General features: G+C 61.6%; 15 protein-coding genes. 14 read left to right on the forward strand and 1 reads right to left on the reverse strand.

Annotation, left to right across the window (positions count from 1 at the left end; translation table 11 throughout):
* Positions 1-44 precede the first annotated feature (44 nt).
* From AC1DIS_RS13870 to AC1DIS_RS13920, 11 genes are all read left to right on the forward strand, one after another.
* Positions 45-794 carry an AraC family transcriptional regulator gene (locus AC1DIS_RS13870; RefSeq protein WP_477780930.1) on the forward strand — a complete coding sequence of 250 codons (750 nt, stop codon included), beginning with the start codon at positions 45-47 and terminating at the stop codon, positions 792-794.
* 450 nt (positions 795-1,244) lie between these two features.
* The gene (locus AC1DIS_RS13875) at positions 1,245-1,604 is read left to right on the forward strand and encodes a DUF6124 family protein (RefSeq protein ID WP_018928299.1); all 360 of its coding nucleotides are present in this window, start codon (positions 1,245-1,247) and stop codon (positions 1,602-1,604) included.
* Positions 1,605-2,030: 426 nt separating this feature from the next.
* Positions 2,031-2,849, forward strand: coding sequence for an ABC transporter substrate-binding protein (locus tag AC1DIS_RS13880; protein WP_018928300.1), 819 nt, complete (start codon positions 2,031-2,033; stop codon positions 2,847-2,849).
* A 10-nt stretch (positions 2,850-2,859) separates the two neighbouring features.
* A complete protein-coding gene (gene lhpI / locus AC1DIS_RS13885) occupies positions 2,860-4,638 on the forward strand; it encodes a cis-3-hydroxy-L-proline dehydratase (protein WP_477744336.1) in 1,779 nt (592 codons plus the stop codon).
* Positions 4,631-5,296 (forward strand): amino acid ABC transporter permease, encoded by a 666-nt coding sequence (locus tag AC1DIS_RS13890; protein ID WP_018928302.1) that lies wholly within the window; start codon positions 4,631-4,633, stop codon positions 5,294-5,296. Before lhpI ends, AC1DIS_RS13890 begins: the two co-directional genes overlap by 8 nt.
* A 10-nt stretch (positions 5,297-5,306) precedes the next feature.
* Positions 5,307-5,957: an amino acid ABC transporter permease gene (locus tag AC1DIS_RS13895; protein ID WP_477780931.1), complete on the forward strand. Its 651-nt coding sequence runs from the start codon at positions 5,307-5,309 to the stop codon at positions 5,955-5,957.
* A complete protein-coding gene (locus AC1DIS_RS13900; RefSeq protein ID WP_477748839.1) occupies positions 5,950-6,672 on the forward strand; it encodes an amino acid ABC transporter ATP-binding protein in 723 nt (240 codons plus the stop codon). The genes AC1DIS_RS13895 and AC1DIS_RS13900 overlap by 8 nt, the downstream gene beginning before the upstream one ends.
* Before the next feature lie 25 nt (positions 6,673-6,697).
* On the forward strand, positions 6,698-7,726 hold the full coding sequence (locus tag AC1DIS_RS13905) for a trans-3-hydroxy-L-proline dehydratase (RefSeq protein ID WP_096480776.1): 1,029 nt from the start codon (positions 6,698-6,700) through the stop codon (positions 7,724-7,726).
* Positions 7,727-7,839: 113 nt separating this feature from the next.
* Positions 7,840-8,757, forward strand: a complete 918-nt coding sequence (locus tag AC1DIS_RS13910) for a dihydrodipicolinate synthase family protein (protein WP_018928306.1) — start codon at positions 7,840-7,842, stop codon at positions 8,755-8,757.
* Positions 8,758-8,828: 71 nt separating this feature from the next.
* A complete protein-coding gene (abaF, locus tag AC1DIS_RS13915; protein ID WP_086945302.1) occupies positions 8,829-10,226 on the forward strand; it encodes a fosfomycin efflux MFS transporter AbaF in 1,398 nt (465 codons plus the stop codon).
* 206 nt (positions 10,227-10,432) lie between these two features.
* Complete coding sequence (locus AC1DIS_RS13920) at positions 10,433-12,013, forward strand: aldehyde dehydrogenase (NADP(+)) (protein WP_477744337.1); 1,581 nt, start codon at positions 10,433-10,435, stop codon at positions 12,011-12,013.
* 53 nt (positions 12,014-12,066) lie between these two features.
* Here the strand turns inward: AC1DIS_RS13920 and AC1DIS_RS13925 are convergent, their stop codons facing one another.
* Positions 12,067-13,074: an Ldh family oxidoreductase gene (locus AC1DIS_RS13925; protein WP_477745560.1), complete on the reverse strand. Its 1,008-nt coding sequence runs from the start codon at positions 13,072-13,074 to the stop codon at positions 12,067-12,069.
* A gap of 253 nt (positions 13,075-13,327) precedes the next feature.
* On the opposite strand from AC1DIS_RS13925, the gene AC1DIS_RS13930 reads away from it, so the two are divergent.
* The 3 genes from AC1DIS_RS13930 (at position 13,328) to AC1DIS_RS13940 (ending at position 15,430) form a co-directional block, all read left to right on the forward strand.
* Positions 13,328-13,780 carry an Ohr family peroxiredoxin gene (locus AC1DIS_RS13930; RefSeq protein ID WP_019649553.1) on the forward strand — a complete coding sequence of 151 codons (453 nt, stop codon included), beginning with the start codon at positions 13,328-13,330 and terminating at the stop codon, positions 13,778-13,780.
* Positions 13,781-13,927: 147 nt separating this feature from the next.
* On the forward strand, positions 13,928-14,389 hold the full coding sequence (locus AC1DIS_RS13935) for a MarR family winged helix-turn-helix transcriptional regulator (protein ID WP_192351466.1): 462 nt from the start codon (positions 13,928-13,930) through the stop codon (positions 14,387-14,389).
* Positions 14,390-14,653: 264 nt separating this feature from the next.
* On the forward strand, positions 14,654-15,430 hold the full coding sequence (locus tag AC1DIS_RS13940; protein ID WP_477744339.1) for an ABC transporter substrate-binding protein: 777 nt from the start codon (positions 14,654-14,656) through the stop codon (positions 15,428-15,430).
* Positions 15,431-15,477 lie beyond the last annotated feature (47 nt).

Consider the following 15,477-nt stretch of genomic DNA (forward strand, 5'->3'; position numbering starts at 1 on the left):
GTCGAGCCTCTATGATCCCGGGGTCGCCCTCAGACCCCAGCGCCATGTACCCCTCGCTCAGCACCTTCAAACCCTGCGACCTGCCCACGCTGTTGAACAGCCTGCAGCCGATTGCGCCGCTGCTCGACACCCTGGCGGACGTGGTGTTTTTCATCAAGGACCGCGAAGCCCGCTATGCCTTCGTCAACCAGACCCTGGCCCGGCGTTGCGGTTTCAAACATCGCGAGGATCTGCTGGGGCTCACCGCCGAGATGGTCTTCCCGGAACGCTTCGGCCCGCTGTACACCGAACAGGATCGGCGGGTGCTGTCCAGCGGTCGCGAGATGGCCGACCAACTGGAACTGCACCTGTATTACGGCAACCAGCCGATCTGGTGCCTGACCCACAAACTCGCCTTGAAGGATGAACAGGGTCACATCGTGGGCCTGGCCGGGATCTCCCGCGACCTGCAATCGCCGCAGTCCAATCACCCCGCGTTCCAGAAACTCGCCGCCGTGGACGCGCACATCCGCAGCCACTTCGCCCGCCCCATCAGCCTCGCCGAACTGACCGCCATCGCCGGTTACTCCGTGGCGCAACTGGAGCGTCACTGCAAGCGGGTGTTCCAGCTCACGCCACGGCAGATGATCAACAAGGCGCGCCTGGATGAAGGTTCTCGGCTGTTGCTGCACAGCGACCTGCCGATCACCGAGATCGCCCTGCGCTGCGGTTACACCGACCACAGTGCGWTCAGCCGGCAGTTTCGTGCGTTGACCGGTTTGTCGCCGAGTCAGTATCGGGACACACAGCGTTAGGCCAGCAGGAAAGATCAAAAGATCGCAGCCTTCGGCAGCTCCTACATAGGAATGGTGAACCCCTGTAGGAGCTGCCGAAGGCTGCGATCTTTTGATCTTAAACGGTGATGTTTAAACGACACTTCCAGACACTCACCCAGGCTACACATCCTTGCGCCTCTGCCTACGACTACGCCAGAATCCGCCGGCTTGTGCGCCTTGATGCCGGGCTCTATCGTTTCCGGGTCGCTGACGAATCAGCGATCGGATTTGACCGTCCGAATAAATCAAGGCGCGCCAGCGTCCAAGACCTTTTCAGGCATTGCCTGATATATCGTGTCGCGGTGGCTGTGCGTGGGACACCTTCGGTGTGCCGGATTCCTTGATGTCCGGTCGGTCAACCCGCGTACAGCTGCCACCTTGTTCGTTTGACCGCGAACGGCGGTAGCTCCACTCATCAAGGAGCTTCACATGTTCAAACCAACGCCAAATCCTCCGGAAACCGACGACGTTTCCCCCTACGAATCCCTCGATTCGAAAAAGCTCCACGCAGCCGCCGACCGCGCCCTCGATCATTACCTCAAACCGCCCACCCCCAAAGACACCCAGCGCAAACCCAGCACCATTTACCATGTGGGTGCGAAGGTCGATAACGAAACCCTGCTGGTCAACGCCTGCGAATCCCTGGCGTCAGCCAGCATGATGCTCAGTGAGTTCGCCGGGTTGATGGACATGCCGCATCGCAACATCATGTTGGGGATTCAATCGGTGGTCATGCTCGGGGAGCTGGCCGTCAACCGGGTGCTGGATAATTTCGATCCACAAGACTGACACTGGATCTGAAGTGATTGGGCATCTGTGGCGAGGGAGCTTGCTCCCGCTCGGCTGCGCAGCAGTCGCAAAACCGGCATATGCGGTGTGCCAGAAAAATGCGGTTGCTGGATTTGGGGTCGCTTCGCAACCCAGCGGGAGCAAGCTCCCTCGCCACATGGGTGTGTCAGAGCACGGGGTGATCGCAGGGCGCCGATGTTCCCTAAAGGGGCGCCCCGCACAACCATTGCTCCCATCTGTAACACCCACCATCGCGGCCCCCGCCCCTCACGGCGTCACTCTGACGCACCGCAACACCTCTACTCCAAGGCCTGCCAACAAATTCACGCCCCGGCCTGGAAACGGGCACGTTGATTGCTATATTTAATATCGTATACGAAATCCCCAATACGATATCCAACAGCACTTCACATCAACGAGGCCTCTATGAAAAACCCCGCATTTGCCGTAGCCCTCAGCGCTGTTCTCAGTACCTCCTTCATTGCCACCGCCCAGGCCGACAAGCTCGACGACATCATCGGTTCGGGCAAGCTGCGCTGCGCCGTGACCCTGGACTTCCCGCCCATGGGTTTCCGCGATGCCGGTAACAATCCGGCCGGTTTCGACGTGGACTATTGCCATGACCTGGCGAAAATCCTCGGGGTCGAGGCCGAAGTGGTCGAGACGCCGTTCCCGGACCGTATTCCGGCGCTGGTCTCCGGGCGGGCCGATGTGATCGTCGCCTCCACTTCCGACACCCTCGAACGGGCCAAGACCGTCGGCCTCACCGTGCCCTACTTCGCCTTCCAGATGGTGGTGCTGACCCGCGACGACACCGGCATCAACAGCTTCGATGACCTCAAGGGCAAACCCGTGGGTAACACCAGCGGCACCTATGAGGCCATCGCGCTAGAGAAAGACGTGAAGAACTGGGGCACCGGCACCTTCCGCGCCTATCAGTCGCAGAACGACACCCTACTGGCGGTTGCCCAAGGCCATATCGACGCCACCGTGGTCACCAACACCGTGGCCGCCGCCACCCTCAAATCGGGCAAATACAAAAACCTGAAAGTCGCCGGTAACGCGCCGTACGTGATCGACTACGTCTCCCTCGGCGCCAAGCGTAACGAGTATGGCCTGCTCAACTACCTCAACCTGTTCGTCAACCAACAGGTGCGCACCGGTCGTTACAAAGAGCTGTTCGTCAAATGGGTCGGCACTGAAATCCCGCCGACCAACCTGACCGTGCCACAGGTCTACTACTGAGGTGTCCGGCATGCCTAGGCCCACTTCTCTGACCGGTCGCAGCCTGGTCGCGGGCGCCGCCGAGGGCGCCCTGCTGTTCGCCGATATCGGCTTGAGTTTCTGGGGCGGGGTCGATCCGTTTAGCGGCGAGATCATTGACCGTCACCATCCGCTCAGCGGCGAATACCTGGCCGGCCGCGTGCTGGCCATCCCCAGCGGTCGCGGCTCGTGCACCGGCAGTAGCGTGTTGATGGAACTGATCAGCAACGGCCACGCACCGGCCGCATTGGTGCTGGCCGAACCCGATGAGATCCTGACCTTGGGCGTGCTCGTGGCGCAGACCATTTTCGAGCGTTCCCTGCCGGTGCTGTGCATCGGCCGGGAGGCCTTCGCCGCGTTGCGCGGCAAGACCTTCGCTCGGGTCGACGGCGCCTCGGTAACCGTGTTCGAACACCTGCCGGGCGATGCCTGGCAGGCACTCGACAGCCCATTGCAAACGCAAGACCCAAGCGCCCCGCTCGAACTCACCGAACACGACCGGGCGCTGCTCGACGGCCAACATGGCAAGGCTGCACAAGTGGCCATGCAGATTGTTCTGCGCATGGCCGAACTGCAAGGTGCCCGCCGCCTGGTGGATGTCACCCAGGCGCATATCGACGGCTGCATCTACACCGGACCTGCGAGCCTGCGCTTTGCCGAACAACTGGTGCAATGGGGCGCCAACGTGCGGGTGCCCACCACCCTCAATTCGATTTCCGTGGACCAGCGCCGCTGGCGCGAATTGGGCATCGACCCGGCGCTTGGCGAACCGGCCAGCGCCTTGGGCGATGCCTATATGGCGATGGGTGCGCAACTCAGTTTCACCTGTGCGCCCTACCTGCTCGACAGCGCACCCAAGGCGGGCGAGCAGATCGTCTGGGCCGAATCCAACGCGGTGGTCTACGCCAACAGCGTGCTGGGGGCACGCACCCTGAAGTACCCGGACTACCTGGATATCTGCATCGCCCTGACCGGCCGCGCCCCGTTGATCGGCTGCCACCTGGACGCACAACGCAAGGCCCGACTGCAGGTCGAGGTGCCCGCCCTGGGTGAACTGGACGATGCCTTCTACCCGCTGCTCGGTTACCACATCGGCGCGTTGGCGGGCAGCCGGATTCCACTGGTGCGCGGGTTGGAAAACCGCAAGCCGAGCCTGGACGACCTCAAGGCGTTCGGCGCGGCGTTTGCCACCACCTCCGCCGCCCCGTTATTCCATATCGCCGGGATCACCCCGGAAGCTATCGACCCGGCGCAGGTGCTGGAGGGAGATGTAACCCTACCCGTGGAAACAATCCGCCTGAAGGATCTATTGGTCAGTTGGCGCGAACTCAACAGTGCCCGCGACAGCCGGGTGGATGTGGTCTCGCTGGGTAACCCGCATTTCTCCCTCAGCGAGTTCGCTCACCTGGCGCGACTGTGCCTGGGTCGGCACAAACACCCCGACGTGGTCCTCGCCATTACTTGCGGCCGCGCCGTGCTGGAGCAGGCTCGCGAAGCCGGGCATATCGCCGTGATCGAAGCCTTCGGCGCGACCCTGGTCACCGATACTTGCTGGTGCATGCTCGGCGAACCGGTGATCCCGCCGGGCGCAACAACCTTGATGACCAACTCCGGCAAATACGCCCATTACGCACCCGGCCTGGTGGGCCGCAAGGTGCATTTCGCCAGCCTGGCTGAATGTGTCGATACCGCTTGCAGTGCCACGGCCAGCGGTCGTCTGCCGGCCTGGCTGCAAACCGCCGCCCCTCTGGAGACTCTCGCGCATGTTTGATTACACCTTCCAATGGCGCGCCACCCTGCGCGCCCTGCCGGATATGCTCGCCGGCGCCTGGGTCACCTTCGAGACCGCCGCGCTGTCGATGATTTTCGGCGTGCTGATCGCCCTGGCCCTGACGGTGATGCGCGAAAGCAAAACCCCGCTGCTGCGCGGTATCGGCAACGGCTGGGTATCGATCGCGCGCAACACCCCGTCGCTGTTCCAGATCTACGTCCTCTACTTCGGCCTCGGCTCGCTGGGCTTGCACGTCAGCTCATGGTTCGCCCTGCTCGCCGGGATCACCTTCAACAATGCCGGGTATCTGGCGGAGAACTTTCGCGGCGGCCTCAAGGCCGTACCCGACACCCAAGTGCGCGCCGCGCGTTCGCTGGGCATGAGTGCCTTCCAGGCCTACCGCATGATCATCGTCCCGCAGCTGTTGCGGATCGTCTTCTACCCGCTGACCAATCAGATGGTCTGGGCGGTGCTGATGACGTCGCTGGGGGTGATCGTCGGGCTGAACAATGACCTGACCGGGGTGACCCAGGACTACAACGTCAAAACGTTCCGCACCTTCGAATACTTCGCTATCGCCGCCGCGCTGTATTACCTGATTGCCAAGGCGATCGTCGCGTCAGCCCGGCTGATGGCCTGGCGGTTGTTCCGTTACTGAGGGCTTGACCATGTTTTCCACCAGTTTTTCCTGGAATGACCTGCTGTTCCTGCTCGACGGCGCCTGGGTCACCCTGCAACTGACGTTCTGGTCGATCATCCTCGGCTCCTTCGCCGGGCTGTTGTTTGGCCTGCTGCGAGCGCTGTTGCCACGCGCCAGCCTGCCCCTGGCCTGGGTRCTGGACGTGTTTCGCAGCGTGCCGCTGTTGATCCAGTTCGTGCTGTTCAACTCGCTCAAAAGCATCGTCGGCTTGAAMATCAGTGCCTTCAGCGTCGGCTGCATTGTGCTGGGGGTCTACACCGCCGCGTACTTCACCGAGATCGTGCGCAGCGGCGTGCTGTCGGTGCCGTTCACCTTGCGGCGGGCCAGTCGTTCGCTGGGCCTGAGCTTTTTGCAGGACCTGCGCTGGATCGTCCTGCCAATGGCCACCCGCGTGGCCTTCCCCGGCTGGCTGAACCTGGTGCTCGGTGTGATGAAAGACACCGCGCTGGTGATGTGGATCGGCATCGTCGAACTGCTGCGCGCCTCGCAAACCATCGTCACCCGCATTCAGGAACCGTTGCTGGTGCTGTGCGTCGCGGGCCTTATCTATTACGTCATGAGCCTGGTGGTTGCACGCCTGGGCGCTCGTCTGGAAAGAAGGTGGCAAGAAAATGATTGAGATCGACAACGTACATAAATCCTTCGGCGATCTGGCCGTGGTCAAGGGTGTCAGCCTGACGGTGGACAAGGGCGAAGTGGTGTCGATCATCGGCGGCTCGGGCTCCGGCAAATCGACCCTGCTGATGTGCATCAACGGCCTGGAGCCGATCCAGAAAGGCAACATCCGCGTCGATGGCGTCGAGGTTCATCACAGCGCCACCGACCTCAACCGCCTGCGGCAGAAAATCGGCATCGTGTTCCAGCAATGGAATGCCTTCCCGCACCTGACCGTGCTGGAAAACGTGATGCTGGCACCGCGCAAGGTTTTGGGCAAAAGCAAGTGCGACGCCGAGGCGCTGGCGGTGCAGCAACTGACCCACGTGGGCCTTGGCGACAAGCTCAAGACCCTCCCCGGCAAGTTGTCCGGAGGCCAGCAGCAACGCATGGCCATCGCCCGCGCCCTGGCCATGTCACCGGACTACATGCTGTTCGACGAAGCCACCTCGGCCCTCGACCCGCAACTGGTCGGCGAGGTGCTGGACACCATGCGCATGCTCGCCGAAGACGGCATGACCATGGTGCTGGTGACCCACGAAATCCGCTTTGCCCGCGATGTGTCCGACCGTGTGGCGTTCTTTCGCAATGGCCTGGTGCACGAGATCGGCTCGCCGGATCAGGTGATTGGCAATCCGATACATGCGGAAACGGCGGCGTTTCTCAAATCAGTGAAGTAACGACCGGCGATAAAAGGAGTCAGCCATGCGTTCATCGAAAGTCATTCATGTGGTCAGTTGCCACGCCGAAGGCGAAGTCGGCGATGTGATCGTCGGCGGTGTCGCCCCACCGCCCGGCGCCACCGTGTGGGAGCAATCGCGCTGGATCGCCAAGGATGAAACCCTGCGCAATTTCGTCCTCAACGAACCCCGTGGTGGCGTGTTCCGCCACGTCAACCTGCTGGTGCCGGCCAAGGACCCTCGGGCGCAAATGGCCTGGATCATCATGGAACCGGCCGACACACCACCGATGTCCGGCTCCAACTCGCTGTGCGTCGCCACGGTGCTGCTCGACAGCGGCATCCTGCCGATGACCGAACCGCAAACCCGGCTGGTGCTCGAAGCGCCCGGCGGCTTGATCGAGGCCGTGGCCGATTGCCGCGACGGCAAGGTCGAACGGGTGGAAATCAAGAACGTGCCCTCCTTCGCTGATCGCCTCGACGCCTGGATCGAAGTCGAAGGCCTCGGCTCGTTACAGGTCGACACCGCGTACGGTGGCGACAGTTTTGTCATCGCCGACGCCAAACGCCTGGGCTTTTCCATCCGCCCTGACGAGGCGGCCGAGCTGGTCGAGGTCGGGTTGAAAATCACCCGCGCGGCCAATGAACAACTAGGCTTCGTCCATCCGCTGAACCCCGAGTGGTCGCATATTTCCTTCTGCCAGATTGCCGCGCCCATCGTGGTTGAAAATGGCATCGCCACCGGGGCCAACGCCGTGGTGATTCAACCCGGCAAGATCGACCGCTCGCCCACCGGTACTGGTTGTTCGGCGCGTATGGCAGTGTTGCAGGCCAAGGGATTGATGCAGGTTGGCGAGCGCTTTATCGGCCGTTCGATCCTCGGTTCCGAATTCCATTGCCGCATCGATTCGATGACCGAAGTGGCCGGCCGCCCGGCGATCTACCCGTGCATTTCCGGCCGGGCCTGGATCACCGGCACCCACCAATTGCTGCTCGACCCCAGCGATCCCTGGCCACAGGGCTATCGCCTGTCAGACACCTGGCCCGGCGCCTGAAACTCCCCCAGACCAACGGCTATAAAAAACCCTGATTGATTGAAAAAACCACTGGCCGAGTATCGGCATTTAAAATATCGTATACGAAATACAAAAACGAACCGGAGGCAACAATGAGCAAGCGCATTAACTGGAGTGGCGTCTTCCCCGCGGTGACCACTCAATTCAACGATGACTTCTCCATCAACCTGGAAAAAACCCACCAGGTGATTTCCAACGTGATCCGTGACGGCGTATCGGGCCTGGTGGTGTGTGGTTCGGTGGGGGAAAACACCTCATTGACCGCCGAAGAAAAAATCGCCGTGACCGAAGTTGCGGTCGACGCTTCCCGCGGCCGCGTGCCGGTGATTTGCGGTGTGGCCGAGTTCACCAGTGTGCAAGCGGCCAAGGTGGCCAACGCGGTGCGCAGGGTCGGTGTCGACGGCGTGATGCTGATGCCGGCGCTGGTCTACGGTTCCAAGCCGTTCGAGACCGCCGAGCATTACCGCTACGTGGCGAAGAACGCCGACGTACCGTTGATGGTTTACAACAACCCGCCGATCTACAAAAACGACGTCACCCCGGACATCCTGATTTCCCTGGCCGACTGCGACAACGTGGTGTGCTTCAAGGATTCCTCCGGCGATACCCGCCGTTTCATCGACGTGCGCAATGAAGTCGGCGACCGTTTCGTGCTGTTCGCAGGTCTCGATGACGTGGTGCTGGAAAGCATCGCGGTGGGTGCCGAAGGCTGGGTCTCGGGCATGTCCAACGTGTTCCCGAAAGAAGGCGAGACCATCTTCCGCCTGGCCAAGGCCGGTCGCTTCGCCGAAGCCATGCCGATCTACGAATGGCTGATGCCGATCCTGCACCTCGATGCCCGTGCCGACCTGGTGCAGTGCATCAAACTCTGCGAAGCCATCGCCGGTCGCGGCAGCGCCCTGACCCGTCCGCCACGCCTGGCACTGCCGCAAGCGGATCGGGAGTTCGTCGAACAGATCATGGCCAAGGCCATGGCCAACCGTCCGGAGCTGCCGGACGTCGGTCTCTGAGTGATTGCCGGGCGGACCCTTGCGGGTCCGGCCCGGCTACCTGTTTTCGCGCCTCTACAGGAAACGTCAGCATGTCCAATCCTCACAGCACCTCCAGCGCAACCACACCCTCGGGACTCAAACGCGTGGTGGCCGCCGCCATGGCCGGCACTGTCGCCGAGTGGTATGAATTCTTTCTCTACGGCACCGCTTCGGCATTGGTCTTCGGCCAGCTGTTCTTCCGCCAGACCGACAGTCCGATCGACGGCATCATCGCCGCCTTCGCCCTGTACGCCGTCGGCTTCCTCGCCCGTCCGTTGGGCGGTCTGGTGTTCGGTCACTACGGTGACAAATTCGGCCGCAAGCGCCTGCTGCAACTGAGCCTGGTGGTGGTTGGCATCACCACGTTCCTGATGGGTTGCCTGCCCGGCTTCGACAGCATCGGCTATGCCGCGCCGGTGTTATTGGTGCTGCTACGGCTGATCCAGGGCTTTGCCTTCGGTGGCGAATGGGGTGGCGCGATTCTGCTGGTGTCCGAACACTGCCCGGACAATCGCCGGGGCTTCTGGGCCAGTTGGCCGCAAGCCGGGGTGCCGGCCGGTAACCTGGTGGCGACCGTCGCCCTGCTGCTGTTGTCGTCAAACCTGTCGGAGCAACAATTCCTCGCCTGGGGCTGGCGCGTGGCGTTCTGGTTCTCGGCGGTGGTGGTGCTGATCGGCTACTGGATTCGCACCAGCGTCGATGACGCGCCGATTTTCAAGGAGGCCCAGGCCCGGCAAGCGCAGACCAAACAGCAACAACTGGGCGTGGTGGAAGTGTTGCGCCATCACTGGCGCGCGGTGCTGGTGGGGATCGGCGCGCGGTTTGCCGAGAACATCCTCTATTACACCGTGGTCACCTTTTCGATCACCTACCTGAAACTGGTGGTGCACAAGGACACCTCAGAGATTCTGTTGCTGATGTTCGGCGCACACCTGCTGCACTTTTTCCTGATCCCGTTGATGGGCTATCTGTCGGATATCGTCGGGCGCAAACCGGTGTACCTGATCGGCGCGGTGCTCACTGCGTTCTGGGGCTTCATCGGCTTCCCGATGATGGACACCGGCAACAATTGGCTGATCATCGGCGCCATCACCCTGGGCCTGGCCATCGAGTCGATGACCTATGCGCCCTACTCGGCGCTGATGGCCGAAATGTTCCCGACCCACGTGCGCTACACCGCCCTTTCGCTGTGCTACCAGGTGGCGCCGATCTTCGCCGGATCCCTCGCGCCGCTGATCGCCATCACCCTGCTCAACAAGTACCACAGCTCGACACCGATCGCCTGGTACCTGGTGGGCGCCGCGCTGATCTCCATCGTGGCCGTCGGCCTGACCCGGGAAACCCGTGGCAAGTCATTGCACCAGGTGGATGCCGAATCCGCTGCGCGTATTGCTGCGCTGGATAACGCCGTGCCGGCCGCTGCGCGCCGGGGTGATTCGCTGGCCTGAACCTGACACACCCCACACCCTGTGGCGAGGGAGCTTGCTCCCGCTCGAGTGCGCAGCACTCGCAAAATAGGCAATGGTTGCCACTATTTTGGGGCCGCTACGCAGCCCAACGCGAGCAAGCTCGCTCGCCACAAAACAGCGCACGACTCCATACCCTTGATTGACCTACAAGGGGCCTGCCCCACCTTTTTCGACAGGAGTTTTCCATGCCCGAGATCATCCGCCACAACTACATCGGCGGTGCCCGCAGCGCCGCTGGCAACATCGCGATGCAGAGCCATGACGCCAGCACCGGCGCAGTACTGCCCTATTCGTTCATGCAAGCCACCGCCGAGGAAGTGTACGCCGCAGCCCAAGCCGCCGCTGCCGCTTACCCCGCCTTTCGTAACTTGCCGGCGACGCGCCGTGCAGAATTTCTCGAGGCCATCGCCGCGCAACTGGATGCCCTGGATGACGAATTCGTCGCCCTGGTCACCCGCGAAACTGCCCTGCCGACCGCACGCATCCAGGGTGAACGCAGCCGTACCAGCGGCCAGATGCGCCTGTTCGCCCAGGTGCTGCGCCGGGGCGATTTCTATGGGGCGCGTATCGACCGCGCGTTGCCCGAACGTCAGCCTCTGCCACGGGTCGATCTGCGCCAATACCGGATCGGCGTCGGCCCGGTGGCCGTGTTCGGTGCCAGTAACTTCCCGCTGGCCTTTTCTACCGCTGGCGGTGATACCGCGGCGGCTCTGGCCGCCGGTTGCCCGGTGGTGTTCAAGGCCCACAGCGGACACATGGCGACCGCTGAACGCGTGGCCGACGCAATCATCCGCGCCGCCGAGCAAACCGACATGCCTGAAGGCGTGTTCAACATGATCTACGGCGCGGGCGTCGGTGAAACGCTGGTCAAGCATCCGGCGATCCAGGCCGTCGGTTTCACCGGCTCGCTCAAAGGCGGTCGCGCCCTCTGCGACATGGCCGCCGCACGGCCACAACCGATCCCCGTATTCGCCGAAATGAGCAGCATCAACCCGGTGCTGCTATTGCCTGAAGCCCTGCGCGCACGGGGTGAAAAAATCGCCGGTGAACTGGTGGCGTCGGTGGTCCAGGGTTGCGGTCAGTTCTGTACCAATCCGGGGTTGGTGATCGGTATCCGCTCACCGCAGTTCAGCGCGTTCACCGCTCGGCTCAGTGCCTTGATGGCCGAACAGCCGGCGCAAACCATGCTCAACGCCGGCACCCTCGCCAGCTACGAAAAAGGTGTGCAGGCGTTAGTCGACCATCCAGGGATAAGCCATCTGGCAGGCCAGGACCAGCACGGTAATCAAGCCCGGCCGCAACTGTTCAAGGCCGACGTCAGCCTGCTGCTCAAGGGTGATCCGCTGTTGCAGGAAGAAGTGTTCGGCCCGACCACCCTCGTCGTCGAAGTGGCCGATAAAGCCGAGTTACAACAAGCGCTGAACAGTTTGCACGGTCAACTCACCGCCACTTTGATTGGCGAAGAGCAGGACCTGAAGGAACACGCCGATCTGCTGGTGCTGCTGGAACAAAAGGTCGGCCGGGTACTGTTCAATGGCTACCCCACCGGCGTTGAAGTGTGCGATGCGATGGTGCATGGCGGTCCTTACCCGGCGACCTCCGACGCCCGTGGCACGTCGGTCGGCAGCCTGGCCATCGAGCGTTTCCTGCGCCCGGTGTGCTACCAGAACTGCCCGGATGCCTTGCTGCCCGACGCCCTGAAAAACGCCAACCCGCTGGGCATTGCCCGCCTGGTCGATGGCGCCAGCCACCGCGAACCGGTCTGACAACACGACCTCCTGTGGGGTGAGCCTGCTCGCTCCCACAGGAGATCTGATTATCAAGGCAGCAGTGCTTTCAGATCGTTGTACAGCGCCTCGGGAATCTGCACGCCTTCCACCACACTGCGTGCCCGCGCCGCATAACGCCGTTGCGACGGCAAGCGCGCCCCCTGCCCTTCAATCCCCTGAAACAACACCTCGGCCCGGGCCAAGTGCTCTTCAGTAGCCGCTCCCAGAAAACGTCGCGGATCCAGCGCGATGATCAACTCGCCATGGTACGGCGATGACTTGCTGCCCGCGTCGTAAGCCAGTGACTCGGCGCTGGTCAGGTCACCGATCAAAGGCCCGGCAATCAACTCCACCATCGCCGCCAGCGCCGAGCCCTTGTGCCCACCGAACGTCAGCATCGCGCCGCTATCGAGCACCACGTTGGCATCGGTGCTCGGCCGCCCCTCAGCGTCCACGCCCCAGCCCTCGGGAATCGCCTTGCCGGCACGCCGATGCAACTCGATATCGCCACGGGCAATCGCACTGGTGGCGAAGTCGAACACAAACGGATCCTGCCCCACGCGTGGCCAGCCAAAGGCAATGGGATTGGTGCCGAACACCGGCACCCGTCCCCCGGCCGGCGCCACCCAGGCATGGCTCGGATTACACGCCAGCGCCACCAGCCCGGCGGCGGTCAACTGCTCGATCTCCACCCACAGCGCCGAGAAATGCACACAACGATTGATCGCCAGCGCCGCAATCCCGTTGGCCCGGGTTTTCTCTTCCAGTAACGGCAGCCCCGCCTGGAACGCCAACTGCGAAAAACCACCCCCGGCATCCACCCGCACAATCGACGGTGCCTGGTCGATCACCCGTGGCTCGGCGTCGGCCGACACCTTGCCGGCCCGCAGGGAATTCACGCAGCCCAGAATCCGGTACAAACCGTGGGACGCACAGCCATCGCGCTCGCCAGCGATCACCGTCGCCGCCACCGCTTGCGCATGGGCCAGGTTAAAACCGTTGTGCAACAGGATCGATTCGGCCAATTCACGGGCTTCGATCAGGGTCAGTCGAATCATGGTCATCTCCTTGGATAGACCGGTCAGACTGGTCCAGTCCAAGGCTCACGGCTTGATCGCTTTAGGTCGGGTTGATGACGAATTCGGCACATCGCTGAAACAGTCGGACGGCGTATTGCCCGGCCACTCGTCGGGCGACGCAACCCGACTGATTGACAGCGATGGGTGCCTGCGCAATTATTATTACATCGCATGCGATATAAACGTATGCGACACACAAATCACATCATTCGAAACGTTGAGGATCCACCCCATGAGCAAGATCGAAAAAGTCCTGATGACCGGCAAGACTCACACCACCGCCAGCGCCGCTGGCAACACGTCGCGTGGTCATAACGGCAGCCTCGACATTACGCTGTCGTCGCCTGGAAGCGCGAAACCGGCGCACGTGTTCACCGCCATTCAGCCACACCCGACCGCCGAGCAACTGTTCGCCGGTGCATGGTCGGCCTGTTACACCGCCGCTGTCGGGCTGGTGGCCAATGACATGAACGTGGTGCTGCCGTCTGATTTGTCGGTCGACATCGAAGTCGATCTGGGCCAGACCGGTGCGGCCTACTTCCTTCAGGCTCGATTGACGCTCCGCGTGCCGGGTCTGACGCACGACGTTGCGACGACACTGGCGCACACCGCCGATCAGATTTGCCCGTACTCGAAGGCGACGCGCGGCAATATCGACGTGGCCCTGAACGTCCTCACGGTTTAACGCACCGCGATTGGCATTTTTTTCTGCAAATACATCGCATGCGCTTTAAGCGCATGCGAATAACAAGGCCAAAACCATTCCGATAAAATCGTACACGAGGTATATTTTGCCTTTGCGAGCCTTCTACTTTGGCCAACGAGGAAGCACATGAAACGCACTGACAAGACCGTCCCCGCTGATCTGAAGCTCTCCGACTTCCTGTGTTTTGCGGTCTATTCCACGAACCTGGCCTTCGGCAAGGCCTACAAGCCGATACTCGAGCACTTGGGGCTCACCTATACGCAATACATCACCATCGTTGCGCTATGGGAGGAAGACCACCAAACCGTGGGCAGCCTGGGCGAGAAGTTGTTTCTCGAATCGAACACGCTCACACCGATCCTGAAAAAACTGGAAGCGATGGGCTATCTGCAGAGGCAACGTGATCCCGAGGACGAACGGCAGGTGCGGATCAGCCTGACGAAAAGCGGTCGACAGCTACGCGAAGACCGCCCCGAGAAGGGCCTTTCCCACGCAACGGGTCTGGAACCGGAAGAGTTCGCACAGTTGCAGAACGCGATCGTGAAACTGCGCAACAACCTCATCAAATCGACGAAAGCCGAGGGATGAGCAAAACAAATACCTTGATACCGGAATGAAAAAACGGGCGCCCTGATCGGCGCCCGTTTTTTATTCAAAGGCTCGCTGGCAGGGCTGCGGTTACTGCCCATGAGTACTCCGCTTGTCGCCCCGTTTTGATATGTTTATTTTCATACAGTTGATTTGTGAAATATTTTATGTCATTTATAGCCTCGCAAATCATCAGGACAATCCACCTCGCCAGACCGGACGGCAGCCCCGTATCACCAACGCCCCATCCAAGGAGTCAACAATATGAACAAGACAGAACTTCTAGGTGCTCTGGCACTGTGCGCCGCAAGCTTGCTGGCACACGCCGACGAGGACAGCCTGCGTATCGGCATCGAAGCCGCCTACCCGCCCTTCTCCTTCAAGACGCCGGAGGGCAATGTCAGTGGTTTCGATTACGACATCGGCAACGCGCTGTGTGCAGAGATGAAGGTCAAATGCGAGTGGGTCATCCAGGAATTCGACGGCATGATCCCGTCGCTCAAAGTGCGCAAGATCGACGCCGTGCTGTCGTCGATGTCGATCACTGAAGACCGCATGAAGTCGGTCGACTTCAGCAAAAAGTACTACCACACGCCGGGCAAGTTCGCGATGAAGAGCGGCAGCGTGGTCAACGACCCGCTGGTCGATCTCAAAGGCAAGAAAGTCGGCGTACAACGCGCCTCGACCTACGACCGTTTCGCCACTGAGCAACTGGCGCAAGCCGGCGTCGAGGTGGTCCGCTACGGCTCACAAAATGAAGCCTTCCTCGATCTGGCATCAGGTCGCCTGGACGCCACCCTCGCCGACATCGTCAACACCGATGAGAGCTTCATCAAAACCCCCATAGGTAAAGGTTTCGCTCTGGTGGGGCCGGACATCAACGACCCGAAATACTTCGGCAGAGGCGCCGGGATCGCGGTGCGTAAAGGCGACAGTGCGAACGTTGCACGCCTGAGCGCAGCGATTGACGCCATCCGCGCCAATGGCAAGTACCAGCAAGTGATGGCCAAGTACTTCGCCTTCGATATCTACGGCGAATAAGCCGTTACCCGAAACCCTGGCGCCGGCGTTTGCGGGTGCCACTTCTG

This window comes from Pseudomonas sp. 05N433 (assembly GCF_056396925.1).

Coding starts and splice junctions, on each gene's coding strand:
- AC1DIS_RS13875 (WP_018928299.1), top strand. CDS start 1,245: ATGTTCAAACCAACGCCAAATCCTCCGGAAACCGACGACGTTTCCCCC.
- AC1DIS_RS13880 (WP_018928300.1), top strand. CDS start 2,031: ATGAAAAACCCCGCATTTGCCGTAGCCCTCAGCGCTGTTCTCAGTACC.
- lhpI (WP_477744336.1), top strand. CDS start 2,860: ATGCCTAGGCCCACTTCTCTGACCGGTCGCAGCCTGGTCGCGGGCGCC.
- AC1DIS_RS13890 (WP_018928302.1), top strand. CDS start 4,631: ATGTTTGATTACACCTTCCAATGGCGCGCCACCCTGCGCGCCCTGCCG.
- AC1DIS_RS13900 (WP_477748839.1), top strand. CDS start 5,950: ATGATTGAGATCGACAACGTACATAAATCCTTCGGCGATCTGGCCGTG.
- AC1DIS_RS13905 (WP_096480776.1), top strand. CDS start 6,698: ATGCGTTCATCGAAAGTCATTCATGTGGTCAGTTGCCACGCCGAAGGC.
- AC1DIS_RS13910 (WP_018928306.1), top strand. CDS start 7,840: ATGAGCAAGCGCATTAACTGGAGTGGCGTCTTCCCCGCGGTGACCACT.
- abaF (WP_086945302.1), top strand. CDS start 8,829: ATGTCCAATCCTCACAGCACCTCCAGCGCAACCACACCCTCGGGACTC.
- AC1DIS_RS13920 (WP_477744337.1), top strand. CDS start 10,433: ATGCCCGAGATCATCCGCCACAACTACATCGGCGGTGCCCGCAGCGCC.
- AC1DIS_RS13925 (WP_477745560.1), bottom strand. CDS start 13,074: ATGATTCGACTGACCCTGATCGAAGCCCGTGAATTGGCCGAATCGATC.
- AC1DIS_RS13930 (WP_019649553.1), top strand. CDS start 13,328: ATGAGCAAGATCGAAAAAGTCCTGATGACCGGCAAGACTCACACCACC.
- AC1DIS_RS13935 (WP_192351466.1), top strand. CDS start 13,928: ATGAAACGCACTGACAAGACCGTCCCCGCTGATCTGAAGCTCTCCGAC.
- AC1DIS_RS13940 (WP_477744339.1), top strand. CDS start 14,654: ATGAACAAGACAGAACTTCTAGGTGCTCTGGCACTGTGCGCCGCAAGC.